Raw genomic sequence first — 26,035 nt, forward strand, 5'->3', positions numbered from 1 at the left:
GGAGTCAACCGAGGATGATGATTACCGATGGTGCTAAAACCTATATCGAGGCAATGATGAAAGAAGCAGGTGTGCATACGCTTCGGTTTGCCATGGTTGGCGGCGGATGCTGTGGACCCAGTTTTCAACTAGGGCTCGCTGATCCTGCAGAGAACGATGTGGTACAGGAAATCAATGCGATACGCGTAGCTGTCGATCCCGAGATTGCAGCTACCGTAGAATCGATTACCCTGGATGTGGAACAATCTGCTGATGGACTTGGACTCGTCGTTAGTGGAGGCTCAAGTTGCTGTTAAGCACAATTAGAAAAGAGGAGGATAACGATGTCTAACTATCATGAACTGGTTAAAGGTAAAGTATATATTGGGGGAGCAGATGCTGCTCTAAGTGCGATCAAGGAGCAAGGTGTAACTGAGGTATTTGATCTCCGAGATGATGGTAAGGCACAAGAAGGATTTCCTGATTCAGCACACCGACATCATTATCCAATTGTTGAAAATGGGAATGATCAGGAAGAATCCATCAAGTCCGCTATTCAAGCCGTGACTGAAGCTGTTCAGGAAGGTAAAAAAGTATTCTTTCACTGTGCTGGTGGCCGGAACCGTACGGGTACAGTAGCTACAGCTCTTTTGATGAACTTGGGTGAAGCTACTACAGTTGAAGAAGCTGAAAAACTCGCAATGGAGAGACGTCCGGACATTTCAATCAAGCCTGAAATGCGTCATGTACTGAAGAGTATGTATGAAGCAACTAATAGTTAATATTATTTCTTTTAATAAAGGGACGTTGTCATACACAATGACGACGTCCCTTTATCATTTCTTTTAGTAGTCGCTGAAGAGCGTTGTTTTCATCCCTTTATCCGTGCATTCCAGCTTGGTGAATGAGTTTTTCCATAATCATAATATCAATAAGTTCGCCATCCATAATACCTTGCTGTTCAAAAAAACCTACAGTTCGATACCCCAGTTTCTGGTATAATCCTTGCCCAGCCTTATTAAAGGGAAAGGTAAACAACACAATTTTATGAAAGTTATGCTTCCTCGCTTCATTTTCCAACTCTAAAAGGAGCGCATTTCCAATGCCTTTTCCACGATACTCTCTATGAATATATATCGACAAATCAGCGACACCGTGATAAGCACAGCGGTGCGAGTACGGATTTAACGAAGCCCATCCAATAACTTGTTCTGATACCTCTGCTACCAATGCGACATGTCTCCCTTGATGTTGGTTAAACCATTTTTGTATGTATATCATATCTTTCGTTTCCGTTTCTAGCGTTGCAATTCGATCTTCAATACCTTGATTGTAGATGCCCAATATACTATTTAAATCGTTCACTTTGGCTTGGCGGATAGATACCATTTGCATATAAGAATCCCTCACTTTTTAACTATCTATTGTAAGTAAATAATGAATTCATGAACAGACTTTAGCATGACTGTTTTTGGAAATCAACACTTAAATTTAATGTTGAACAACGAAAAATAAAGTTGCTATTTGCAAATTATCAGAATATAATAAAGGAAAATTATTCAAGTAAATGTATTTTGTATCCTTATTTTAATGTGAATTAAGCCATAAATAATGAAGTGTATTCAATGTGTGTCTCTTATTCATTTAAATGTGATATATAACAAGGCGTGTAATTACTTGCGTTAAACAACTATTATAAGTGAGTTATCATGTCTGTCTTTACATAAGGATAGATTGATATAAATGTACTAACCATTCTATCGTGAGGTGAATTTAAAATGCTCCAATTATTGCCTGAGCTACATCGGAAGTATACTGATTTTGTGGAAGAAGCTCTAAGAGCGGAGTACCTCTCACCCAGAGATCGAGCATTAGTTGAACTAACAAGTGCGATGATCATCGGAGATCAAGAAGATTTGAGGAAGGCACTTATTTCTGCTAAGCAAGAGTTCATTACGAACGAAGAAATTGGACAAGTTGCCGGTATCATCGCCGTAGCCAAAACAAAGAAATTATTCAATGAAACCTCCACTCAAGAAGGTATCTTGCCACAGAGTTCCCAATCCGAGTGTTGCAGATAAGGAGGCATTAAAATGGTGAATCGTCCTGTAGTTCTGCTTATTGGTCGGCGAGATGATGTTGAGGAGATCCTTTTCATAAAGGAACAAGGCTATAAGGTGGTTCTCATGAATACGAAGATACCTTTTGAAGATGCCATGATTGCAGATTTCCCTTTTGAAATGGATTTGAATCAGGAAGAAGAGGCAATCGCTAAGGCAATCGAAATATCTAAACGGCTTTCTATTGTTGCTGTGTATACGAATAATGAATATCGCATCGTTCTAGGTGCGAAAATAGCCGAGGCCTTGGGTCTGCAATTCCACTTATCTTCACAGGCCGCTTTAAATTGCCGCAGCAAAGCACAAACCCGCGCATATTTAACCAAACACCAGGTATCCCCCATCCAATACGCTTTAATCCAAACACCTGCAGAGATACTACACATCCTTAGTGAAATGAAGTTACCCGTTATCGTAAAACCTTCTAATGATGCGGGCAGTCATATGGTACAAAAATGTAATACGTTAGAAGAAGCATGGAGTGCTGCTGAACTTATTAGCACTAATGCTCTAAACTGGGTTGGACAACCTTTAGAGAAGCATATTCTCGTAGAGGAATACATCGAAGGACCTGAATTTAGTGTTGAGTCATGTACGATCAATGGAACCACACATATCATTGCAATTACCGCTAAAAATACATCCGCATTAATTGAAGAAGGACACTTGGTACCTGCTCTATTATCAGAACAGGATTCTACCCTGATTCAAGAGGTCGTTATTAAGGCTTTGGCGGTCCTAGGCGTAGATTATATTGTCTCCCACACTGAAGTTAAGCTTTCTCCTCAAGGACCCAAAGTAATCGAGGTGAATGCGAGGGTGGGCGGAGATCAAATTCACAACTTGGTTCATGCTGTTACCGGATATGATCTGCGTAAGTTGGCATTTCATATTGTTACGGGGGGAACCTTTGCAAGTGCTCCTAGGGACATACCCATCACAGATTCAGCCCAAATTCAATTTTTACTTGCGTATCAAGATGGAAATGTTCGATTGAACAAGAACGCAGCTCAATCAATTGAAGGAATAAAGCAAGTTGAGATCTCTGTTCAAAATGGTGATTACGTAACGATGACTAAGAGCAACTATAATCGTTTGGGCTATATGATAGCTCATGGTGTAGATGGTAAGCATGCATCTCAAGTCTTGAATACCGCAAAAGAAGCCATGCATTTTTTCATAACAAAGGATCAAGATGGAGAGGTGCCTTCGTCTACTGATAAACGTATGGGTGTCATATGAAAAAGAATATTATTTTCCTGTGTTTATCTGTCTTTATATTGGTCGTAGGTACCGGGATTGTAGCACCACTACTTGCTCCTTATGCAAAAAACTTAGGGGCAACCGGTTTGTGGGTCGGAACGTTGTACAGCGGATTTTACGTAGTTCGTCTTTTAATTGGTACACCGATCGGGAGATTGGCAGATAAAAAAGGACCTAAAGCCATTCTTATCTATAGCCTCATACTTTACCCCTTTATTGCGCTAAGTTATGGACTAGCAAGTAGTATAGCAGGTCTTCTAGGGGCACGGTTACTTCATGGCGTAGCATCAGCCATGATGCTACCTATGGCTATGGCTTACATGGGCGAAATTAGCCCTAAAGGGCAAGAAGGCAAGTATATGGGGATATACAACACTGCTATTTTCTTGGCAAATGGGTTGGGTCCCTTTCTCGGTGGATATATATCAGTTCAGTACGGGACACAGAATGCATTTTTCTCCTTACTCGGCCTTGCGGTCATCGCCTTAGTTATTGTCTTTGCTTTACCTTCATCAAGGGCGAAGAAAGAAACCAATGTGGCTGATCTTAACGAAACCAATTCAGAGCGTACTCATCTGAAACGATCTCCCTGGAGACATCCCGGGATTCTAGCATTGTCCTCCGTCAATGTCATTGTAGCTGTTCTTTCCATGTTCATGATTTCCTTCTTCACCCTGTACGCCCAAAGCAGAGGGCTTAATGCCCTGATGATCGGTTTTTTAATTGCCTTAAACAACATCATAATAGGTGCAACACAGGTACCGCTAGGTTGGGTGGTTGACCGTTTTAATAAAATGAAGTTAATTCTTATCTCAGCTATGTTGACCACGATTCTTTTAATGATGTTTCCCTCTATGCATTCGCTTTGGACGATCGCTTTACTGATGATTGGAACCGGACTAACTTCGGCAGTCACACTGGCTTCCTCTTCAGCATTGTCTACTGTTTTGGGAAGAGAGGCGGGAATGGGGGCGACGATGGGATTTTTGGGTTCTGCGACAAGCTTGGGAATGATTGTGGGTCCGCTGACATCTGGCATTCTAATGGACACTTTTCAAATTGACACTACGTTCTATTTCTCAGGTTTCCTTTGGATTCTAGGCACTCTTGTTTTCTATGTATTATGGACTGCCTATGTCCGTTCCATAAAAATACAAAGCATCTCGAAGGGAGAAATAACAAATGTCTAATCAAGAACTGGTAGTTTCCAATGTTTCAAACTGCTGCTCGCCTGGTCCAGCTGAATTGGATGCAGCAACGCAAGCAATCAAAGACTTTTATAACTCTGTAGCTGAAGGTGAAGGTAACTACTCGGAAGGAACGGATAAATTTTCTCCGTCCGGACCTACAGAACGTATTAAAGAGTTTGTTCTTGCTTCAGATAAACAGCGAATTCTCGATATCGGTTGTGGCATGGGAACAACACTGCTCTCTTTGGTGGAGTCACATGAAGATGGAAAGCAATTTATTGGTGTAGATTTCAGTGAGAACATGATTGCCCGTGCCAGGGAAAAAAGCACCCAATTTCCAGATGGGTTTCGTAAAAAGTTGGGCTTCTTTGTTGCCGATGTCCAGTCGCTTCCGTATATGGATGGCCAGTTTGATTTGATATACAGTGAGTGTGTTCTGAATCTGGTGCCTGACCGGATTAAAGCCATCCAGGAAATTACACGTGTGTTAGCACCTGGGGGTACCTTTATCTACACGGATTTTGTTTCTTATGCACCCGTCCCGTCTTCCATCAAGAATGATTTGTCCTTGGTTAGCGGTTGCCGCGCTGGGAGTATTCAGTTAAGCGAGAACATTGCCCAAATTGAAGAAGCGGGGTATATCGATTTGGAAGTTATCAATTTTACAGATGACAAAAACAAACGATATCGTGAGCTGATGGAATCGAGTGAAGAGTATAAAGATGAATATCTGCAATTTCAGCAGGATCATGCTGAGGCCCATCATTTTTTAGAAGAAAAAGTAGGCTATTACTTGATTAAAGCCACGAAAGTTTAACCGAAGAAGAACCTTGAAAGATAGGGAGGAAGGCTCATGAAGGTCCTGTTGGTTTCTAACTTTGAAGGTGGCTATCAACCGATGACGGTAGCTACAGCCTTGACCGCTTTATTACATGCAGATTTCGATGTGTCTGTGCTTGATACTTATGTCGAAGGAATTGATGAAGGACGATTTCTGGATCAAGAGCTTATCGCCATTTCCATTCCATTATTTGATGCTGTTCAAGCGGCCACTGAACTAACTCAAATCATTCGTCAGGTTAATCCGAAGGCTCATATTACGTACTTTGGTCAGCATGCAACTATTAATGCCAGCCGACTTGCCGGGAAGTATAGTGATTCCTGCGTTTGTGGAGAGTGGGAGAGACCTTTGGTCAATCTTGCAAAGTATCTGTCTGGAGACACTGATTGTACCCTGGATGGGGTTCTCATCGGACGTGATGCTCTGCAGGGTAAAGAAATTCATCCGTATATGTCTAGAGATCATTTAAGCGTTCCGACACGGCATATGCTTCCGCCGCTCTACAAGTATCCCCAGAAGCAAATCAACAAACTATTAGGCTCTGAGCAGATCGTGGGCTCCACTGAAATCGCACGCGGGTGTCATCATAAGTGTCTGTATTGCTCGGTATATGCTGCCTATGAGGGTAAAGTCATCCTGGTATCTGAATCGATTGTACTACAGGATGTCAGAAACCTTGTCGAAGGGGGGATGACGCACTTATCCTTTATTGATGCAGACTTCTTTAATGCGAAATACCACGGTATCAAGATATTGCGTCAGTTACATGAGGAATTTCCTGATCTCACTTACGACTTCACTACCCGAGTAGATCATATTCTTGAAAATAAAGAAACATTAGCTGAAATGAAAGGGCTCGGTGTTAAGTTCATTACATCCGCGTTAGAATTTCCATCGGAAGTTGTACTGGATGCCGTAGCCAAAGACACCTCTATTCAAGATATCGAACAGGCTATTGCATATCTCCGCCACATCGAGATTTCACTCAATCCAACCTTTATCATGTTCAACCCCTGGACCAATACAGAAGATTTAACGACTTTCCGCTCTTTTGTAGATGATAATGACCTGAAGAGCATCATTGACCCCATACAATATGAAACAAGACTGTACCTATATAAGGGCTCCCCTTTACTGAGACAAGCCTCTATACAAACACTTGATCTGATTGAACATGAGTTCTATTACGAATGGAAACACCCTAACCCCGATATGGATGAACTATTTCAAGAGATCGTTACAGTTCCTGAAGACGGTATTTTTAAACGCTGTTGTTTAAAATGTTAAGAGGGGGACAACCATTTGAATGCGACAGAAGTCAAAGATGGTTTTCCATTATTGAGCTTTGAAACCAGTCGCAGTTCTTTACTACTTGATCTCCGAAAAAAATGGATAGCTGAGTTTATTGGAACCTTCTTCTTAGTATTTGCCGGCACAGGTGCGGTAGTAGTAGATACCACTACAAAAACATTAACACATATCGGGGTAGCTATAACGTTTGGGCTTGTGGTCATGGCTTTGATATATGCTTTTGGACATGTATCAGGTGCTCACTTTAACCCGGCAGTCACCCTCGCTTTTTATTTCTCAAGACAAATCACAGCGATTGAAGCCTTCTCTTATGTTTTCATACAATGTGTTGGAGCCTATGCAGCCAGCCTTACCTTACTATTTATGTTTGGTAATGTAGGGAGATTGGGGGCAACGCTTCCTTCAGGGCCCTGGTTGCAAAGTGCCATTTTGGAATTCATTCTATCCTTTATTTTAATGATGGTCATTTTAAGTTCTGCTGTCCATGCAAAAGCATCAAAATCATTCGCTGGAATCGCTATAGGAGGAACAGTCGCTCTAGAAGCAATGTTTGGAGGTCCTGTAAGTGGGGCATCTATGAACCCTGCACGATCTTTAGGCCCAGCTTTGGCCTCCGGACACTTGGAGTTTTTATGGATATATATCGTATGGACAACCATGGGCGCGATCACGGCTGCTTATGTCTACAGAATACTTCACGAATAACCATTTTGAATGAAAGAGGAGGAGCGTTTATATGAAAAAGGTCCAAATGGTGTTGTTAGGTGGCTTCCTAGGAGCGGGGAAAACAACAACAATGATACAAATGGCCAAAGTTTTACAAGAGCAGGGGAAGCAGGTCGCCATCATTACTAACGATCAAGGGAAAGAATTAATTGATACGGAACTCGCACAAATCAGTGGACTGGAAACCAAAGAAGTAACAGGGGGATGTTTCTGCTGTCGGTTTGAAGACTTGTATGAACATTTGAACCAACTTACTTTAGAAAAGAAACCGGATTATATCATCTGTGAAGCCGTTGGTAGTTGTACGGATCTCGCTGCAACGGTCATTCAGCCCTTAAAACAAAATTATGCTAACGAGTTCACAACGGTACCCTTGACTATTGTGGTTGATCCGGCTAGATTGTTGGCTGAATTAAATGAGGAAGAAGCAGGACGTCTTCTATTTTCTCAATCCGTTAGTTATATTTTTGAGAAGCAGTTGGCCGAGGCAGATATTATTGCTGTAAATAAACTGGATCAATACACGGAAGAAGAGATGGATAGAGTGGTCACGTATCTTCATCAACGCTATCCGAATTCAATCATACAGCCGATCTCAGCGACTACAGGTGTTAACTTAGCCCCTCTACTCGATTTATGGAATAGTACAATTCCAAGCGGTCACAAACTTTTGGATATTGATTACAGTGTATATGCTGAAGGCGAAGCCAAGCTTGCGTGGATGAATATGCTGGGTGACGTGAAGCATCCGGATGGAAAAGCATTCGATCCTCAGCAGTGGGTAGATGGACTTTTAAGTAAATTAAACGGGCATTTTTTGAGGGAAAAGATGGCCGTAGCGCATCTGAAGGTACATGCTGGTAATGATACAGGCTATGTCAAAGCAAGTGTTGTTCAAACAGGTGCAGCACCTATATACACCAATAGCTACTCACAAATGGGTAATCAGTACCGGGTCGTTCTGAACATTAGGATTGAAGCTTCACCGGGACTTCTGGACTTAGTCGTATCGGATGCGATTGCCTCCATTGATCAGAATCTGGGAACGGTTTGGGATCAAACGTACCACGAATGTTTTAGTCCACTGCCTCCACAACCGACTCATCGGATGAAAGTAACTTCTTAAAGTGAGGAGGAACATATGTTGAATACAAAAAACTCTATCGAACTCTTTCCAAATATAAATAGTCAGCAAACAACTGATTGTTGCGATGAAGACGGGGTAGAAGCTGCTGATTGTTGCTCTGCGCCTGACTATTCCGCTTCTTTGAGTATATATACTGAGATTAAGCAGAAATTAAAAGAGACATTTGAAAACGAGCTAACTATTCATGTGTATGATTATTCCCTACCTATGGATCGAGCGCTTGCAAAACGGAAGTTAAGATCTCTATTCGAAGAGCGAGGTTTTGCACATATACAGTCAGATAAGCTCATCGAGTTTGCTACACCTGCCGTTGTCATTAATGGTGAGCTTATGAGTTTTGCGGAACAGGTTGAATATGAACATCTCGAGAAAGCTTTACGTTCCAAATACACACTACATTAATGTATGAAGACCGCCGAGAGACCTCGGTGGTCTTTTGTTGTATGTAACATAAGCCAGATAATAGATATCTTAAAAAATCTGTCACTGTAGGAGGAGTTAGATTGTGTGTTTATCCCTTCACAGGTTGACAACAGTTATCAGATTGAAGCATTGCTTTATTCAACAGTTTAATTGAGTTAATCACCATCTCCTTCTCAAATCCACTCATATGCGAAAAGATTTCATCTAGATAGGCACTCATTTGCTGATCAATAGTGGTTGCAACAAACTTCCCTTCGGTTGTAAGTGAGAGTAGATATACACGTCTATCTGTAGAATCTGGTGTTTTGTTAAGTAATTTAAGCTTCACCAAGGATTGAACCTGTCTACTGAAGGTTGTAATATCTGTTCCTAAAGTGTCGGCAATTTGCTGCATGGAGGGATTGTGCTGACGATCTACCTCATACAATATATGACTTTGAGCCGGCGATACATCAATAGCTCCCACGGTACAACAATTCTTATTGAGCAGACCAAACCGTCTAGTCATGATTTGGAACAACTCGCGTACATTTTCCATGTTTTATTCACCTCATTTCAGTTATATCTTAACGCATGCAAAATCACAATTGTATATTTGGATTTTCGTTAGTTGAAAGTATTAGCAGATAAGAATAACACATAGGACTACATAAAACTCAAGATATATATAGGCATTATAAGAATTTGTACTGTTAATGTCAGTTGCAAATATGTAACATGTTTTATAACATATGATTCGAGAAACCCCCTTAATCCATGTCATATCAGACACAACAGACTATAATTTAGCTTTTTCGTTTTGTGTGTTACGAATATCATAATACCACCTCTCAATTGATGGAATATTTAGGTGATTATACTGGCTGCATGTGGTACTATTTTACTAAATATTGTATAGATTGGAGTGAACAAATGTGAACGATGAGGAAGAAATAGAGATACCAATTCCTGTTATTCGAAAGAAAATCACAAATGCGGATTTACTCTTAGGAAAGACTATTGAACCGATTAAAAGATTACAAGTTATTTCCGAAGATGACTTTGAAGATTTAGTTTGTGAATGGGCTACAGGATATCTTGCTCAGACATATGTAAAGGTTCGCCGCTGTGGGGGAGCCGGTGATATGGGTAGAGATGTAGTTGCATATTCAGTCTATGACAAGAAGGAGCAACTTATATGGGATAATTATCAATGCAAGCATTACGATAATGCTCTTACTCCCAGCAATATTTGGATAGAACTTGGAAAACTTTGTTACTACACTTATATTGGTAAATATACTGTTCCTAGAAAGTATTACTTCGTAGCCCCAAAAGGTGTATCTACAACTTTAGGAGATTTAATAGATGAGCCTGAATCTCTAAGGAAAGGACTCATAGCAAACTGGGAAACAAAGTGTAAGAAAAAGATTACCATTAAGCAGAATATTGAATTACAAGGAGATTTCTCTGATTATGTTTCCTCCTTCGATTTCACTATTATTGATAGTGTTGAACCACAAAGATTAATCGAACAACATGCTCAAACTAGATATTTCCCTTATAGGTTTGGTGGACTTCAAAAGAACCGGCCTCAGCCAGTGCTTCCTCCTGAACAAATTGCGGAAGATGAGTTGTTATACATTACGAAGCTCCTTGAGGCATATTCTGATAGTCATAAAGTAAAGCGGATTATTGTTAAAGAGCTTCCTGAACATCATAACTTTTTTAACCATTTTGAAAGGCAAAGGAAATCTTTTTATTCTGCTGAATCACTAATGAGGTTTGAAAGAGATACACTTCCTCCTGGTGTAGATGCTTTTAAAGAGCTGAAGGAAGAAGTTTACGATGGCATAATAGACATACTTGAGTCTGAACATGAAGATGGATTTGAGAGAGTCAAAAAAGTTTGTCTAGCAGCTCGAAACCTAAATGTACCGAGTTACCCTCTATACAATTCACTGAAGGGTAATGATTTGGCAGGGATATGCCATCATCTGGCTAATGAAGACGAAATTAAGAAATGGGTGAACTAATGGCAGAGCATTCGGCGAATGATATGGCTTTTAATTCTCCATTGGAGATTGGATTAAGAGCTTTAATCATATTATCAGTGAATCAGCCGGCTTATCTCGATTTGCAAAGATTGGTTTACTACGATTACTTAGTATTACATACCAGGGATATCGGTGATCCCAATTCACCGGATTCAATTCACCCCGCTACTCCTCATCGTTCAGGAGAAATTGTTGTTCGAAGGAAAGCTATGCAAGATGGGTTGGATTTAATGTACAGTAGAACCTTATTAGAAATTGTTTTTGGGGGAAATGGTGTTTCTTATATAGCCACGGAATTATCAAATGCTTTTCTAGATCTTTTTGAGTCTGAGTATTATAAGTTATTACGGAACAATGCATTTTGGGTTAGTCAATTTTTTTCAGAATACTCGGATGAAGAACTAAAAGGATATATTGATAATAAACTTGGAAGTTGGGGAGGAGAGTTTATGTACGAAGCTCTTACAAGGAGTGGTCTTGAATGATTTACGGCTTTGAACTTAGAAAGCTCCGAATTATAGGGAATGATGAGAAAGTTTCAGAGGTTTCGTTTAAGAGTGGATTGAATGTGATTGCAGGCCCGTCGAATACAGGGAAAACTTATATTTTTGAATGTATTAACTTTATGTTAGGTGGTACCGAGTTACCTGAACCCATCGATGAAGCTAAGGAGTACCACACTGTCCAGCTTGAGATAATCAGCCGTAATAACCAAGTCTATACTCTTGAGAGAGGACTGACAGGGGGAAAAGTTAAAAAATATAACTCAGCTATTTCGGAAATTGAATCTAATAGCAAATTTACAGAATTAGCTCAAAAGCATGCGAAGAAAGAAAGCGTATCCAGTTTTCTCATGAAGTTGTCTGGCTTTATAAACACAGAGTTATTTGTAATTAAAAACAAGGGAACTAAGGAAACTCAAAGGTTCAGCTACCGTAGTTTTAACGATTATATTCTTATTAATGAGGTTGAGATCATTTCAAAGAACTCACCAATTCAATCTAAAAATAACAACCAAACCGCAGAGGAATCTATTTTTAAGCTTATCATCTCAAATAAAGATGATTCTGTAACACGAAATACAGTAAAGACTGACAACCAAAATGGTTTTTTTAATGCTCAAATAGATATTATTAATAAACTAATTTTGGATATAGAAGCGGAAATTAAATTATTAGAATTGCCACAGAGTGACCAGAATTTATCTAAAGATATTGAACAATTGTTATTAAAACGGAGTGGATTAAGTTCGGAAATCGAAACATTAACAGAAAAACGTAAGATCTTCTGGGAGAATATTCAAAGTAATGAGTCTAGGCTACTCTCTACTAATCAATTAATCAAGAGATTTTATCTCCTGAAAGAACAATATGAGACTGACATTAAAAGGTTATCATTCTTGATTGAAGGGGATCATTACTTTTCGATGTTAGACTTTGAACGGTGTCCTCATTGTAATCAACTAGTTACAAATACAGAAGATTGCGACCACGTAGAAATTAAACAAAGGAAGGACTCATATACGAAAGAACTTCTTAAAATAAATAGTCATCTTAAAGACCTTAATGATGCACTTGAGTCTATGGAAGGTGAAAAAGCTTTACTGTTAGAATCAACCTTAGATGTTAATCTAAAGTATGAAGAAATAAGTATTAAACTCGATGAGCAACTCTCTCCAAAGATACTATTTATTCAAGAGGAATTGACAGCATTTCTAAAAAAGCAAAAAAACATAATTGAATATTCTGGTTTTCGATCATCGATTGAAAAACTGACGAATGAAAGAGAATTAATAGCAAGTAAATTAGTTTTAACAAAAGTAGACGAACAGAATCAAACTGTTGAAATGGACTACACTGGATTAATAGCTGAATTGTGTGTGCATATACAAAGATTTTTGACTGATTGGAACTTTCCGGATTCTTCTACTGTTGATTTTGATCCTAAAAATAAAGATGTTCTTATATCAGGAAAAGCAAGGAGGTTATTTGGAAAAGGATACCGATCTATTAGTTATGGAGCCTTTATTATAGGATTAATGGAATATTGTATTAGTAGCGCTTTGCCTCACCCAGGATTTGTTGTTCTTGATTCCCCTGTAACCTCCTATAAGGAACAAGATGAAAACGAAGATAAGACGCCTGAAGAACTGCAAAACAAATTCTTTGAAGAATTAGCTCAAACAAAACGACAAGTAATTATATTGGAAAATAAAAAACCTCCAATATCTATTTCAAAAAAAATAAATTACATTGAGTTTACAAAAAACAAAGAAGTAGGGAGATATGGTTTCTTTAATGTATAACAGCTTGTATTTCTTTCAATTAACAATTCTTTTAATGTTTGTTATTTGGAAATGTGATGAGTATAAGCTGGTATACACTCACTATCGAGACATGAGATTGAATGAAATTTTCTTGAACCATTAAACCGTTTATCTGAAAATGATCGACGTTTTTTTTGTGAAAAGGGGCTAATTAATAAAACGTTGTTACATTTATGCACAGATAAACATAGAGTTAGAACAGAATACGGTATATAACGACATAGGGTGGATATAATGCAGTTATTACCATTGTTTTCTTCTCCCATATGGGTAAACCGACCTTTGAAGTTGAAAGGTCGGTATTTTTTGTCTTAATGTAACATTCAATTAGTATGGCAGAGTGTCATTTTCACATGAATTATGTTATCCTTTGGGTAAATTGTGTCACTCTTCATATCGGAGGTCAGGAAGAGGTTTCGATTGAAGAGTTTGCTACTTTAGATGAAGAAAATCAAGAACCTATCACCACATTAAATTATCTCTATGAGGGGGATTAAAATGAGTAAAACGAATGAAGAGTTTATTAAACAACAGCAAGTTGGTGACCTCCCGAAAGTGAAACTCCTGGCTCCTTCGTTAGATGGTGGTCCTGATCGCGAAGTTACCGTTGTTTACCAACGAAAAGCAAACTATGGTATACCTTCTTTCCTCAAAGATAAATAAACGATTTACAATGAAAAGCCAGCATTTCAATGCTGGCTTTTCTTTATATAAGGTATTGAATTTATCAAGTCATGTTGATGTTTTCCTCAGTTAATTCATTTTCGAAATAGAAGTCATCTCAACAACATAATTCTTAATTGGATAAAAATAATAGGGTGAATTAGTTTAGTATAGAACTAAACAGTAATGAAAGCACATAATTTCAGAGCTCATTTAGCTTCATAAGTTAGCATATTAAACCATACAAAATGAGAATAATTACAAGGAATATAGATACTTATAGACACATTTATCTATATGATGCAACCAACTTTCTATACTCGCTACTCTTTACTTTGAATAAAATATAAAAAAATAGTCAATACCACTCACTAATTAATCTGCTGAGGCAAAGGAGAATAGATTAGTGAGTATAGAAAAAATCATTCAATTTGTTCAATCATCAAACTATGTGCAAATGCACAGTTCAGGTGCAAAAGTAGGATTGCTGAAGCAAGTCATTGGTGAATATCAGTCATCTCTGGGACTTCAACGACTTGAGTGGACAGAGCATAATGTCGTTGGAAAATTCATCACAACTAAACATTATGACATGAAAAATCTACAATTGTTCGACTTATTAGAAAGTCATGGAGTTCTATCTAAAGTAGTCCGGATTAAATTAAACAAACTAACCGAGACGGATAAACTATTACTTAAAGAATTCTGTATGGCTGGTAACGAATATTTAAGATTTACTCCATTTGAAGGGATTGGTGGCCATAAAGAAGAGGAAATAAGTGTGTATAGAAAGAACATAATCAACAAAAACATGGATAGCCTATTAGACCAATGGAAGCATTATAAAAGGATTTACTCTTGCTTGGTAGAACAATGGGACTCTCTACGAAATATCGCCTGCAAAGAAATGTTGAGTACAAATCAGTACAAAGTAACCTTGCCTGTAGGTAAATTAAGTTTAATTACTCCAGACTTTCACGTTGATACCGATGTTGCACATAAACTAGGGGGGAAGGAGCTGCTACAACGAAACGGAAAGATTAATATGGAACAAGTAAGATTATATGCAGCTAAAGGATACTTTTCATTGTCACAAGTGTATGAACTTCTACATGTGCAGAATATCCAAACGAAATATTTGCTTTTAACATTAACGAGTGAGCGTAATATGATGGAGGGACTAGTACAGCAGAATAATAGATACTCTTGGATTAACATAAAAAGTGAAGCAGCCTGGAAGGAATAATGAAACACAAAAAAAGCCGATGTCAGTTACATCGGTTTTTTTGTGTTAACTATCGAAAAATTCAGATAAGAGCAGGTTAACCTTTTTTAAATCAGAAGATTTCATAGGCCAAAGCTTCTCATTGATTTCGTTTAGCAATTTCTCTTTATCATTTTGGCCAGTCTTAACATACTTGCTGTAAAAAAAGAGTTCATGGACGTTAACTTCAAGAGCATCCGCAATTTTTTGAAGGTTTAACAAGGTTATGTTTTTCTCGGCACGTTCAACACCCCCAATATAGGAGAAGTGGAAGCCGGCCATTTCACCTAATTCTTCCTGCGAATATCCTTGTTTTTTTCGTAATTCCCGGACACGTTGCCCCACTAATCTTAATACAGGTTCGTTCATTGCCACACCTCTAATTAAGTCTAAACAATGTGAAACCTTCAATACATTAATGTATATAGATTATTTTTAAAATATGATAAGTTTATATATCAATTTATATGGGCATAAATAATAGGGGAGGTGGAGAGGATGAATGAAACACTCAAAGCAGGTATTGGGATCGCTACGGTAACGGCAGAAGGGATTTTGTTTAACGGAAGACAATATACCAATCGAGAAGTCATAAAAAAGAAGTGGTTTGACGAGGCTAGAGATCAAGGAGAATGGAAGATCCCTATCGTTCATATCAAAGACTATCACGACGCAATTCTGATTATTTCGTTAAAATATCATGAAGTAAGTGTGGCTACTTGGGTAAGCTTGGAAAAGAGAAACGTAAAGGATTTAGATGATTATCACGATCGATTGAACCAACTAAAGCAGCTAAAGAAGAACATCACAAAACAGATTAATTAGTCACACCGAAACAATAAAAAAGGTCTTATTCAAAGAGAATAAGACCTTAATAGTAAGTGTAATTCAATCAACTAGACTGGACAGTATAAAATATTTCTCTAGTGATTCAATATTACGCTGAGCCATTTGTTGTTTCATATTACGGACAGTATTCGTTGCTGCGTATTGAACTCCAAATGAATGGGTGAGCTGGCGTACAGTAACTTCTGAGGCACCGAATTTCGAAGCATACTTCTTAACCATAACTTGAATTGCACGCTTTGAGATTCGTTTACCCTGTGTTTCGCCGTTAGGTTTTGCCAAGAATAACGCTCGTTCATCTGTTTGAGGAGTATACGTGCCAGTTCGAACTTTCAAGTAATCGTAAAGATAGGTTTTGGCATTATCGCCAAACATAATTCGGTGTTTCGTTCGTACGCTAGCTTGCTGCCTCGTCACAATAACGCAGTCATCCTGAAGGCTAATATCATCAAGATCCAAATTGACAATATCACTTACTATCACTCCAGACTCTAAGAGGAAGGTAACGATACTGACATCACGAGCTCGATTCTGGTTATGGAACCACTGGGCTTGTACATTATTTTGTTCTATTACGCCTTCCTGCACAAACTTAACAAATGCAGGGATTTCATTGAGACGTAGGATCTTGTTCTGTAACTGACGCGCGACCTCCATATTATTACTAGGCCTTTCCATGATGAAAGTAGCAAAAACATTACGTTTCAGAATAGGTGTTTCGTTACACTCAAATCTCAAATGAAGATAGGTAAACAACGAGCGCAACGAATGAATCTTACGTACTAGGGACGTATATTTCAAATTTCTAGACGATGTCAAGTAATCTGCGAACTCTTGCACATGTTCACGCCTTATATCATTTAACATGTCTAAGGTAATTTCTTTTTCACTAGCAACGAACGGCCACAGATGTGGTGCGATCCAGTCAAAAAAAATACGAAAATCTCGGGTATACTCTAACAAAGAAGAAGGTGATCGATCATGGTCTAGCTTATGTTCAATGAAACATTTTACGGCTAAAGGTAACTCTTCAATGAGCTCCGATAGTATGGTTAAATCTCTGGATTCTTGCACTTTCATAAACACGGACACCTTCCTTAATCTCTTTTCAGAATGTGTGCCCCAAATGCCTCAGTTTGATACATTTTAAGATGAAACCTTGTTTGTTAAAACCTTTTTTTGAAGAGGACTATCGAACAATAATTCGAGTGGAACATCTAACAATTGCAACAATAGATACAAATTATATGCACTTATCATATGCCTTCCCTGCTCAATATTGGCAAGGGAAGAACGAGCAAGATGATAATTCTGACATAACTCTTCTTGCGTTTTCATTTTTAACTTGCGAAGATCCCGAAGTTGCTCACCTAACCACTTATAAAATTCTTCTTCTGACATATAAAATTCTCTCCCTCTATCATTCTATTACTTTTTAGTATGTTCATAGAAAGGCAATTTTTATACATGGATGTGTATAAAATTCTAAATTTTTGTTTATACAGGTAAACAAATCTAAAGGGGTAACTTGCTATGAATAGAAACGAACTCTTAAAGTACCAGCCCATCAAGATTCTACGAAGCAAAAAATATGGAAACAATTATTGGACCCCGCGTGGAAATAAAGTAGGTAAGCGGATCGTGAGCCTATATAGTGATCTGGAATACGATCACTGGGCTATGGTTGATGCGGACCCCGAAGTCATTACATACTGTGAGCAACCACTGGAGATCTCTTATGTATTAAACGGCCGCCTTCGCACATCTATATTTGATATGTGGATTTTAAAAAAAGATGGATCGGAAATTTTTGTTGAAGTCAAATACGAGAAGGAACTGACATCTAAACATCCAAAACACGCGAGAACACAACGGCAAATCGAAGCGCAAAAAGAATGGTGTCGTATCAACAACAAACATTACGTAGTTCGCACAGAAGGCGATATAAGAAAGGGCCGACATTCAGTTGAGAACAGAACATCCTTGTGTATGTCAGTAGTCAATAATAAGAAGCCTCTTTATTTAAACGAAGTAATCGGCATTATTCCTCCTGAAGGGATAATGATTAAAGAAGTTGTGAAAGAGCTCTCTAATCTTTCTATTGAGTCTACACTTTTAAGCTTAAAATGGCTTCTTTATGAGGGGAATATCAAAGCGAACATGGAAGATCAAATTATCGGGTTTGATATGGAGGTTTGGAGATCATGAGCAGATCGCGAATATACGAGCAGAATGGATTAGAACCTGACCAAGCTAATCCTGAACTTTGGCCCTCTGTAGATGAGAATGCTCTCACTGAATCTGCACATACAATGTATGTACAGCGTAAAAACGCAGTAATAATGTATTTCCGGAGAGATGATTTAGACAATATTCACCGCACAACCGGAGTTTCCCCTAGAAACTTGAGAAGATTAATTCAAAGATGTATTCAGTACGATCAAGATGGCGTTGTTCTTGGATTTCGAGGATTGATTCCACAAAAAAATATAAAAAAATATGAGTTGGATTTATTAGGTCAAAAAAGAAATAAAGATCAAAAAACCGGAGAATTCAATCGTTTTATGGATATTCATCCAGATATTAAAGACCTGGTAGAAGATCTTTTCTTAGGAAGAAAAAAGCGTTCATTGGAACCAGTCATGAAGATAAAGCACATACACAAACGATTTATTGATCAGTGCAGGGAAAAGGGGATAACGCTCTCCGATTACCCTTTAAATACAAAATGGATGGGGTATAAGGCTCTACAACGTTACATCAAACAAATAGCTGAGCAAAACTTTAGAAAAGCTGCATCTCGCCATGGTAACGATGCGTTCCAAAAAGCAAACCGAGTAGGGGAAGCGGATCAAAACTCACTATCAAGTCTATTCCCTTATCAGAAAGTTCAGTTTGATGCTCATCGAATTGACGGTTTTTTTACAGTAGATATCGTTACACCAGATGGAGACCCTATGACCCTGACTCTTGAGCGGTTCTGGATTCTTACTATTATCGATGTAAGTACTCGGAACATTTTGGGATATTCAATTTCACTAAGTAGAGAGTATGGGGGAAGTGACGTGATGCACTGCGTTCGTAATGCAGTCATGCCACATAAACGACTTGAATTGACAATCCCAGGCCTGAGTTACCATCCCCCTGGAGGTTTTCCATCAGAAAAGTTTCCGGAGTTAGAGTGGGCAGTATGGGATGTAATGTGTCTAGATAATGCGAAATCCCACTATGCTAAAATGGTGCAAAATCGACTCACGAATCTTATTGGATGTACACCGAACTTTGGTCCCGTAGCACTTCCAATGAGAAGAGGAGTGATTGAGAGATATTTTAGAACCTTAGCAGGAAGCCTGTTTCACCGGTTACCAAATACAACGGGGAGTGGTCCAGATGACCCTAGAAGAAACAATCCTAAAGAAGCAGCACTGCGTCTTAACATCACTTACGAACATTTATTGCAACTCGTGGATGTAATGATTTCAAATTACAATGGTACACCTCATGGCGGGATTTATCAACAAACGCCCCTTGAACTTCTTGAAAAAAGAATACACCAAAGAGGCTTATTACCAAGGCGCCTAGAAGAAGAGAAACGATCGGAGATGTTGTTTATGCAAACCCAAATAAATCGAACCGTAAGAGGCTCTCTAGTGACTGGAAGAAAGCCCTACATTCAATATGAAGGTGTAGAATACCGGAGTGAAAAACTTGCGAATTCTGCTCATCTAATCAAGCAAGAGCTCATTGTACATGTGAATGTTGACGATCTGCGTATCATAAAAGCATTTTTACCTGACGGCAGTGAATTTGGTTATTTAACAGCTAGTGGAAGGTGGTCACTCACTCCACATTCCTTGCAAATGAGACGTGCGATCAATTCATTAGTTCAGCGAAAGCTAATTCATTACACGACTTGGGACGACCCTATCTTCGTGTATACTGACTATTTATTGAGTAAAGAAAATTCCAAGAAATCAACAATAAATAAAATTACTCAAGTAAAAGAGGTAATTAAACAAAAGTTAACAGATGAAGCGGAAGAACAAACAAAAGCATTACAAGAAGCAAAAGCACAAAATGAATTATTAGACAAAGTTCGAGAAGAACAAAGGAATAGGGAAAAGCTTAATGAGATGGATAACTATGAACGCTTATTAAAACAATTCAAGACAAAGACGTATTAAATTAAATAAGGAGAAGATGACATTGGAAAATCACTTAATACCTGTAGGAACACACCCTATTGAAGTAGGGCATTATTTACTCCCAACCAAAGAGGTACTCCGCTTGATGGATAACCTCAAAAAGATTGTACTGAACCGATTACCAGGAATGATTGTCTATGGTCGGCCACGCCTTGGGAAGACAACTGCATTAAAATTTGCTTTGGAGAATCTGCCACATTTTATGAATGCGCCCATACCAATCTTTATAGCCAACAGTAATTCATACAAGTTTCCAAACGAAGGTAAATTTTATGCAGATCTCCTTCATGACTTTGATTTTCCGTTTATAGCTAGAAGACAAGCTGATGAAATGCGGAACCAAATTGTCAATCTGCTAACAGAAAGAGCAGAATTGTCTCGTTTAAGAAGGGTAATCTTAATTATGGATGAGGCACATCGCCTGACAGAATCACATTATATTTGGTTAATGGACATCCACAATCAACTGGATCGTGCGAAAATCAGCATGACTGTGATTTGCGTTGGTCAAGAAGAATTGCTCACGAGAAGAACATTTTTTCTAGGGCAACGTAAGTCACAAATCATTGGACGTTTTATGACACATGAGCATCGTTTTTTCGGTATCACTTCCTTGGACGATATCAGAGCTATTCTTCGATGCTACGATTCATCAGAAATCTCTGCATATCCAGAAAACAGTGATTGGAGTTTCACCAGATATTTTTTTCCAGAAGGATATGAGAAAGGTCATCGCTTGGAAGATGATGCTACTTTAATATATCAACAATTTCAGAACCTTCGCAGCGAACACGGTGTTCATTCAAAACTTGAGATCCCTATGGAGTACTTTACGTATGCTGTTGAAAACGCCTTGAAGATATATGGGGCTCATGGGGAACAACTTGAATGGATTTCACCTCAAGATTGGTTAGAATCCATTAAGCTTAGCGGCTACATTGAGTCAGAAATTTATATGTCTTTAGCGGGTAGTGGAGATTAATTAATGAATGTCATATGGAGGAAAGAATGGATTAATGAATATGAATCTCCATGGTCTGTATTTGAAAAATTGGCTTTGGTAAACCTTACAGATCGGAACGAGATTCTACAAGTATTTGGTAGTAGTCATGTAAAGAGTATTAAACACCACATTGGAGATAAGCAAAGAGAACTATTACAGTTAAGTGGTTTTAACATCGAAAGACTTCATAAAACAATGGATTTCAACTTGCAAGAGCACATTAATAAAAATATTCAGTCGTTGATAGCTCCATTTACTGAGTTATACAGCTCCTCGGAGCATTGGTTTTATCCAGATTTACATTGGTGTTCGCAGTGTATGGAGGGAGGGTTTCATTCTTGGTTGCATCAGTTCAGGCTTTTCGATGAGTGTGTATTTCATGATGTTAAATTGAATCATGTTTGTCCTTGCTGTGGGTCAACAATACCTTTCTTGTTGTCTAATAGACAGTTAGAACATGCATTTCAATGTAAGTGTGGACATGCTTTGGCTAATTTTCATGTGTCCAGTTGGAACCAATGGAGATCGCCTAATCAAATGAATCCCGATGTCCTTCGTTGGCTTCAAGTAAATCAGGCAAGTCAATCAAATATGCAGTCTAAATGGATCATTCATTCAGAACATTGCAATCTGAAACGATTAGTTAAGGATTCGCCTGAAGAAATAAAAGTATTTCATTCAGCCGAATCCTTACACATGGGGGATTACTTCTCTAATCGTTTCCAAAAAGAATTGCTGAAAGTTACTTCCGATGCTGTTCAACGAGTTGTAGAGCGACTGTTTCAGGATATACTCCAAACCCATCAACATTGCATCACTCAATTAATGGAGCTAAGAAAATCGCATGAAGCGATTGAGTTTCCTGAAATTTGTCCCTATGCCTATGCTTATATTTTTTGGAGGAAATCTATTTTAAAGGAGGAACATTTCTATGGCTTTAATTCTTTAAGAACAACCTTGATCTCTGATGCTGAACCACTAATAATCAGGGATCTTCTGGAGTATTTTTCTGATCAGGTCGTCAGTTATCAAATGAAGATTATCCAAAGACTTGATCCGAGAATACTTACCTGGATTCTAGAAAAACTAGTCATGCAGTTCAGTGAAAAATTCTTCTGTGCTTGGTTAGAGATTGCAGGGAAGAGGAGTAAAGAAATTAGCGTACCATCTTGGCAAGAAATTGAGAACATGAGGGATCGGTCTTTTCCCAGTGTTGCTTTTAAATACAATTTTGATGAGAGCAGTTCTTCCAGCAGCATTGAGTATTATCATCTAAATAAAAATGAATCAAAATCGATACTTGATGATTTCGAATGTCCTTATCAGCATGAAAGCGCTAAAGGAGATATTCAGTCGATGATATCGTTCACACCACAAAAAGTTGCAATGCTTATCATGAATAATCCAAGTGATGAGCATAAGATGCTTCAAAAAAAAGTCGAAACATATGTGAAAAAATTGAATTTTTAAAACCGTTAATCGAAAATGATCAACGGTTTTTTTGTGTGTTTAGACACTAAACCCCAGAGGAAAAAAGGAAAAGGGAGAAGTTTACGGAAGTTTACGGTAATCGGTACAAGTTCTTGTCCTTTAACGGTACATGTTCTTGTCCTCCGACAAGAATGACAAAATGTCGCGGGACAAGAACATTGTTCCATTCAAAGTCGCTATTATAGCGGCTTTTTTGTTTTATGGAACCAAGTTGTTGTCCCAAGCTGAGGACAACAACTTGGTTCCATTGCCGAAAAGGACAAGAACATTGTGTCATTTCGGATTAGATAGTTATCTGAAAAATTTTAATTGGAACTATTGTGGCTGATAAAAGCAAGGTAATAAAAAATTCACCGTTTTGAAAACGTGTTTTGTATCTAAAAACCATCTTTTTTCTGGCTAAGGTAAGAGCTTGTTACATTGGAAAGATAAAGTATATGGTACCAATGTTGATTAGGTCATTTATCTGTTTCTTTAAGCTAACGGAAAGGAATGATGAATCGTTCTTCGAACCTTTTATTTGTCATTCAAAGTTAAAATTGCACCAATTCTGTAGAGTTACATATCATATTATTGTAGACATTGTGTCTACTTCTGTTGGAAAAGGTTAGCCAGCCGATTCACTCCCGGCTGGCTTTGTTATTGTAGAGCTTGTACAGCTAACTTGATACAACTGACTCAACATATTAGCTATACGGTGATAGAGTTTATACTATACACTCGAAGGCTAATTAACTGAAAGAACTGCAGCCACCAAGTATATCCGAACCCTAATCGTCTGAATACATCGTTGCATTAAAACTTTCTGGCCCCAAACGCACGTTATTCACACTAAACAAAGGATTATAGGTAAATATTGCGTAAGCTGAATAGATAATTTGTCCACTTCCAGAAGTGGGTACATTGTACTCTGCACCCGTAAAGCTAAATACACATGGACTAAAAAATTCGTTACCAAGTACGATCGTTCCAGCTCGGTAAACCAGCTGCTGAGAGGCTCCTAATCCCCGGTATACTTCGATAACAAGGTTTCCGTTAATAGGCAATTCATTCGCTGTAAGTTCGACTATACCTGAAAAAAGCGTACGGACCGATGCACCCGGGTTATTTACTTGCAATCCTAATTGCGCAAAAAGTAAAGGAACTCCATTTGTAAAACTCGGAGTTAAAATATTTCGTCCATTGGAACCTTGAGAAATACGTGCATCTAACGTTTTGACCATGGTAGTCCTCCTCTCTTATTTAGGAGTGGATTGACCTTAATCGTCACTATATGCAACGGCATTAAAACATTCGGGCCCTACACGTGTAGCTACTTCAGATGGAGATACTGGAACAAACGTTACATAACATGAATAGATCAGTTGGCCAGATGGGGGAGCTGGAACGTTATAATCGGATCCTTCAAAACTCGCTAAGATACTTCCTTCCGAAGGGAAAACGGGTTGTTGAACGACATAGACTGGTGTTCCTGAATTTGAAGCAGATCTATATATTTCAAAGCGGACTGCAGAAGGAATAGAAGACAAATTGGCAACTGAAATGCGATACGTGCCGTTAAATTGTGTTCGAATGAGTGGTCCTGGACTAAAAATATTAAGTCCGAGGATCCCCACAAGAGTCGGCACATTGGGTGCTAGTGGAGCATTTAATGGAGTAACACCGTTGGATCCGAGAGAAGTACGAGCATCTAGCGTACGTACCATGGCGATTCCTCCTATCTATACACTTTTATTAATCGGATACAATAAATCCATCAAAGTTTTCCGGTCCTACACGCACGGTGCCTAGTAGGTTGGAGCTGATAAATGCAGTGTACGTCAATTGGGGGAGGATAGGTGGATTAAAATCGTTACCCGAAAACGTAATGACCTGTGGCGCTAAGACGCTTAGCGCAAATGTAGCCGTGGCAGAATATACTGCAGGGTCTGTTGCCTGGGTTCCTCGTATGACTCGAATCGTAATTCCAGCAAGGGCTAGCGGAAGTGTAACGGAAACCGTTCCTTTAAATTGAACACGTGGGTTTGTCCCAGCACCGGCTGTCAGTAGTCCAATTTGTCCGAATAACTGAGGAGTGTTAATTAATAGAATGGGGTACAGAAATAGAGTTAGCTAAACTTGCATTTTGTGATGTTCGAGCATCCAAAAAAGTGGTCATGAAATACTCACCTCCTTACAACTTAGATATGGCATAATATATGTAATACCCGGTAAATTGCATGGATGAAGTGGCTATCAAAATAAAAAAGGCTATTATCAATTAGATAACAATAAAAGTGTTTGATTGCATGGTTGGTTTTAAGACTAATAGGTATAACATATTTCATAAACTGAACGGAAGAAGACGTTCTCTGTTTGTGGTAATGCCCTTTTTTTGTAGAGCCTTAACAAAAAAGATGTATCTGAATAATCTATCTCATATCACAAAGAGGGGGATGGGAGCATGAGTGAATATGGAAATGGTAATGTAGGAGGAGTAAGTGGAGGTTATAGTAGTTTTACGTCCATCGGTGCAATACTCGTACTCTTTATATTATTGGTCATTATTTCTAAGGCTTTCTTAGTTTAAACAATACCTGGATAATACCAACAAAGCAGCTGATCCATATGATCAGCTGCTTTGTTCAACTAAGACAGATATATTTAGAAGGGTTAACAATGGTCTTTAAGAAGCTCATTGAGAAATTATTGCCAGATATCTAAACTGCATCATGACCATGATAAGTCAAAGTTTTAGACAAATTTAACACGCTTGATTGTCCACAATGGAATTTCAATTTTACTTTCTGTGGTATCTATAGTGATGATATTAGGTTTAGAAGTCTTGATGCATTTTCCAGTATAAAACTCACCACTAATAAGATGTACAATTATGCATCCAGATGATTCATCTGTATCGAAAAAATTAAAGTTATTCATCCAAAACTCCCCTTAGGGATATTCAGGATAAAACTAGTATCCCAAATATGTCTTTACCCTTAAAATAGATGTTGAATCATCGTTTAGTAATACTACAGAATTTATATAAGGGTGATAATGTCGAGGGACAAGTACATGGTCCCATTGAAGTCGCTATTTTAGCGGCTATTTTATTTTATCGGTACAAGTTCTTGTCCCGAGCCATGGACAAGAACTTGTACCGATTGCCGAAATGGACAAGAACATAGTCCGATTGCCGATTAGATGGATATCTAAATATCG

The 26,035-nt window shown here is 38.4% G+C and carries 29 protein-coding genes and 1 pseudogene; 22 read left to right on the forward strand and 8 right to left on the reverse strand.

What is annotated here, in order from left to right; translation table 11 throughout:
* Window positions 1-14: 14 nt before the first annotated feature.
* Both P5G61_RS29420 and P5G61_RS29425 read left to right on the forward strand, forming a co-directional pair.
* Window positions 15-296: an iron-sulfur cluster biosynthesis family protein gene (locus P5G61_RS29420; RefSeq protein ID WP_301249748.1), complete on the forward strand. Its 282-nt coding sequence runs from the start codon at window positions 15-17 to the stop codon at window positions 294-296.
* A gap of 27 nt (window positions 297-323) precedes the next feature.
* On the forward strand, window positions 324-761 hold the full coding sequence (locus P5G61_RS29425) for a protein-tyrosine phosphatase family protein (protein ID WP_301249749.1): 438 nt from the start codon (window positions 324-326) through the stop codon (window positions 759-761).
* A gap of 97 nt (window positions 762-858) precedes the next feature.
* Here the strand turns inward: P5G61_RS29425 and P5G61_RS29430 are convergent, their stop codons facing one another.
* Complete coding sequence (locus tag P5G61_RS29430) at window positions 859-1,374, reverse strand: arsinothricin resistance N-acetyltransferase ArsN1 family A (RefSeq protein ID WP_024634514.1); 516 nt, start codon at window positions 1,372-1,374, stop codon at window positions 859-861.
* A 383-nt stretch (window positions 1,375-1,757) separates the two neighbouring features.
* On the opposite strand from P5G61_RS29430, the gene P5G61_RS29435 reads away from it, so the two are divergent.
* Genes P5G61_RS29435 through vcpD form a run of 8 tightly spaced genes read left to right on the forward strand, consistent with a single transcriptional unit; the run spans window position 1,758 to window position 8,979 of the window.
* Window positions 1,758-2,060, forward strand: coding sequence for a carboxymuconolactone decarboxylase family protein (locus tag P5G61_RS29435; protein WP_024634194.1), 303 nt, complete (start codon window positions 1,758-1,760; stop codon window positions 2,058-2,060).
* Window positions 2,061-2,072: 12 nt separating this feature from the next.
* On the forward strand, window positions 2,073-3,341 hold the full coding sequence (locus tag P5G61_RS29440; protein ID WP_052016865.1) for an ATP-grasp domain-containing protein: 1,269 nt from the start codon (window positions 2,073-2,075) through the stop codon (window positions 3,339-3,341).
* Entirely contained in the window at window positions 3,338-4,552 is a 1,215-nt protein-coding gene (locus P5G61_RS29445; RefSeq protein ID WP_024634196.1) for an MFS transporter, read from the forward strand. Before P5G61_RS29440 ends, P5G61_RS29445 begins: the two co-directional genes overlap by 4 nt.
* Window positions 4,545-5,369 (forward strand): putative arsinothricin biosynthesis methyltransferase ArsM, encoded by an 825-nt coding sequence (arsM, locus tag P5G61_RS29450; protein ID WP_024634197.1) that lies wholly within the window; start codon window positions 4,545-4,547, stop codon window positions 5,367-5,369. Before P5G61_RS29445 ends, arsM begins: the two co-directional genes overlap by 8 nt.
* A gap of 36 nt (window positions 5,370-5,405) precedes the next feature.
* Window positions 5,406-6,680 (forward strand): arsinothricin biosynthesis radical SAM protein ArsL, encoded by a 1,275-nt coding sequence (gene arsL, locus P5G61_RS29455; protein ID WP_024634198.1) that lies wholly within the window; start codon window positions 5,406-5,408, stop codon window positions 6,678-6,680.
* Between the two features lie 15 nt (window positions 6,681-6,695).
* A complete protein-coding gene (locus tag P5G61_RS29460; protein ID WP_024634199.1) occupies window positions 6,696-7,409 on the forward strand; it encodes an MIP/aquaporin family protein in 714 nt (237 codons plus the stop codon).
* 31 nt (window positions 7,410-7,440) lie between these two features.
* The gene (locus tag P5G61_RS29465; protein WP_024634200.1) at window positions 7,441-8,556 is read left to right on the forward strand and encodes a GTP-binding protein; all 1,116 of its coding nucleotides are present in this window, start codon (window positions 7,441-7,443) and stop codon (window positions 8,554-8,556) included.
* A gap of 15 nt (window positions 8,557-8,571) precedes the next feature.
* On the forward strand, window positions 8,572-8,979 hold the full coding sequence (vcpD, locus tag P5G61_RS29470; RefSeq protein WP_052016867.1) for an ArsD-related vicinal cysteine protein VcpD: 408 nt from the start codon (window positions 8,572-8,574) through the stop codon (window positions 8,977-8,979).
* 109 nt (window positions 8,980-9,088) lie between these two features.
* Here vcpD and P5G61_RS29475 read toward each other — a convergent pair whose 3' ends face one another.
* A complete protein-coding gene (locus tag P5G61_RS29475) occupies window positions 9,089-9,538 on the reverse strand; it encodes a MarR family winged helix-turn-helix transcriptional regulator (RefSeq protein WP_024634202.1) in 450 nt (149 codons plus the stop codon).
* Between the two features lie 376 nt (window positions 9,539-9,914).
* Here P5G61_RS29475 and P5G61_RS29480 point away from each other — a divergent pair, with 376 nt between their 5' ends.
* The 6 genes from P5G61_RS29480 (at window position 9,915) to P5G61_RS29505 (ending at window position 15,271) form a co-directional block, all read left to right on the forward strand.
* Window positions 9,915-11,015: an ABC-three component system protein gene (locus tag P5G61_RS29480; RefSeq protein WP_024634203.1), complete on the forward strand. Its 1,101-nt coding sequence runs from the start codon at window positions 9,915-9,917 to the stop codon at window positions 11,013-11,015.
* Window positions 11,015-11,521: an ABC-three component system middle component 2 gene (locus P5G61_RS29485; RefSeq protein WP_081718267.1), complete on the forward strand. Its 507-nt coding sequence runs from the start codon at window positions 11,015-11,017 to the stop codon at window positions 11,519-11,521. The genes P5G61_RS29480 and P5G61_RS29485 overlap by 1 nt, the downstream gene beginning before the upstream one ends.
* Window positions 11,518-13,341 (forward strand): AAA family ATPase, encoded by a 1,824-nt coding sequence (locus P5G61_RS29490; protein ID WP_024634205.1) that lies wholly within the window; start codon window positions 11,518-11,520, stop codon window positions 13,339-13,341. The genes P5G61_RS29485 and P5G61_RS29490 overlap by 4 nt, the downstream gene beginning before the upstream one ends.
* 374 nt (window positions 13,342-13,715) lie before the next feature.
* Window positions 13,716-13,859, forward strand: coding sequence for a hypothetical protein (locus tag P5G61_RS29495; RefSeq protein WP_161634857.1), 144 nt, complete (start codon window positions 13,716-13,718; stop codon window positions 13,857-13,859).
* A gap of 1 nt (window position 13,860) precedes the next feature.
* Window positions 13,861-14,025, forward strand: a complete 165-nt coding sequence (locus P5G61_RS29500; protein WP_161634271.1) for a hypothetical protein — start codon at window positions 13,861-13,863, stop codon at window positions 14,023-14,025.
* A 406-nt stretch (window positions 14,026-14,431) separates the two neighbouring features.
* A complete protein-coding gene (locus P5G61_RS29505) occupies window positions 14,432-15,271 on the forward strand; it encodes a hypothetical protein (RefSeq protein ID WP_024634206.1) in 840 nt (279 codons plus the stop codon).
* 45 nt (window positions 15,272-15,316) lie between these two features.
* Here the strand turns inward: P5G61_RS29505 and P5G61_RS29510 are convergent, their stop codons facing one another.
* A complete protein-coding gene (locus tag P5G61_RS29510) occupies window positions 15,317-15,658 on the reverse strand; it encodes a helix-turn-helix domain-containing protein (RefSeq protein WP_024634207.1) in 342 nt (113 codons plus the stop codon).
* A gap of 129 nt (window positions 15,659-15,787) precedes the next feature.
* Between P5G61_RS29510 and P5G61_RS29515 the strand changes: the two genes are divergently transcribed.
* On the forward strand, window positions 15,788-16,114 hold the full coding sequence (locus tag P5G61_RS29515; protein WP_024634208.1) for a hypothetical protein: 327 nt from the start codon (window positions 15,788-15,790) through the stop codon (window positions 16,112-16,114).
* 63 nt (window positions 16,115-16,177) lie between these two features.
* Here the strand turns inward: P5G61_RS29515 and P5G61_RS29520 are convergent, their stop codons facing one another.
* Both P5G61_RS29520 and P5G61_RS29525 read right to left on the reverse strand, forming a co-directional pair.
* Window positions 16,178-17,215, reverse strand: a complete 1,038-nt coding sequence (locus tag P5G61_RS29520) for a tyrosine-type recombinase/integrase (RefSeq protein WP_024634209.1) — start codon at window positions 17,213-17,215, stop codon at window positions 16,178-16,180.
* A 66-nt stretch (window positions 17,216-17,281) separates the two neighbouring features.
* The gene (locus P5G61_RS29525) at window positions 17,282-17,536 is read right to left on the reverse strand and encodes a helix-turn-helix domain-containing protein (RefSeq protein ID WP_024634210.1); all 255 of its coding nucleotides are present in this window, start codon (window positions 17,534-17,536) and stop codon (window positions 17,282-17,284) included.
* A gap of 132 nt (window positions 17,537-17,668) precedes the next feature.
* On the opposite strand from P5G61_RS29525, the gene P5G61_RS29530 reads away from it, so the two are divergent.
* From P5G61_RS29530 to P5G61_RS29545, 4 genes are read left to right on the forward strand one after another with little or no spacing between them, the layout of a single operon-like run.
* Entirely contained in the window at window positions 17,669-18,343 is a 675-nt protein-coding gene (locus tag P5G61_RS29530) for a TnsA endonuclease N-terminal domain-containing protein (protein ID WP_024634211.1), read from the forward strand.
* Window positions 18,340-20,319, forward strand: coding sequence for a hypothetical protein (locus P5G61_RS29535; RefSeq protein ID WP_024634212.1), 1,980 nt, complete (start codon window positions 18,340-18,342; stop codon window positions 20,317-20,319). The genes P5G61_RS29530 and P5G61_RS29535 overlap by 4 nt, the downstream gene beginning before the upstream one ends.
* Before the next feature lie 22 nt (window positions 20,320-20,341).
* Entirely contained in the window at window positions 20,342-21,322 is a 981-nt protein-coding gene (locus P5G61_RS29540; RefSeq protein ID WP_024634213.1) for an AAA family ATPase, read from the forward strand.
* Between the two features lie 3 nt (window positions 21,323-21,325).
* Window positions 21,326-22,813: a hypothetical protein gene (locus P5G61_RS29545; protein WP_024634214.1), complete on the forward strand. Its 1,488-nt coding sequence runs from the start codon at window positions 21,326-21,328 to the stop codon at window positions 22,811-22,813.
* A 791-nt stretch (window positions 22,814-23,604) separates the two neighbouring features.
* Here P5G61_RS29545 and P5G61_RS29550 read toward each other — a convergent pair.
* From P5G61_RS29550 to P5G61_RS29560, 3 genes and pseudogenes are all read right to left on the reverse strand, one after another.
* Entirely contained in the window at window positions 23,605-24,057 is a 453-nt protein-coding gene (locus P5G61_RS29550; protein ID WP_024634215.1) for a hypothetical protein, read from the reverse strand.
* Window positions 24,058-24,093: 36 nt separating this feature from the next.
* Window positions 24,094-24,540: a cupredoxin domain-containing protein gene (locus tag P5G61_RS29555; RefSeq protein ID WP_024634216.1), complete on the reverse strand. Its 447-nt coding sequence runs from the start codon at window positions 24,538-24,540 to the stop codon at window positions 24,094-24,096.
* Between the two features lie 28 nt (window positions 24,541-24,568).
* Window positions 24,569-24,992: pseudogene (locus P5G61_RS29560) on the reverse strand (hypothetical protein).
* Window positions 24,993-25,277: 285 nt separating this feature from the next.
* Here P5G61_RS29560 and P5G61_RS29565 point away from each other — a divergent pair.
* A complete protein-coding gene (locus P5G61_RS29565; RefSeq protein WP_236642278.1) occupies window positions 25,278-25,403 on the forward strand; it encodes a YjcZ family sporulation protein in 126 nt (41 codons plus the stop codon).
* Window positions 25,404-26,035: the final 632 nt, after the last annotated feature.

This window comes from Paenibacillus vandeheii (genome assembly GCF_030433635.1).
In the GTDB taxonomy this organism is placed as follows: domain Bacteria; phylum Bacillota; class Bacilli; order Paenibacillales; family Paenibacillaceae; genus Paenibacillus; species Paenibacillus vandeheii.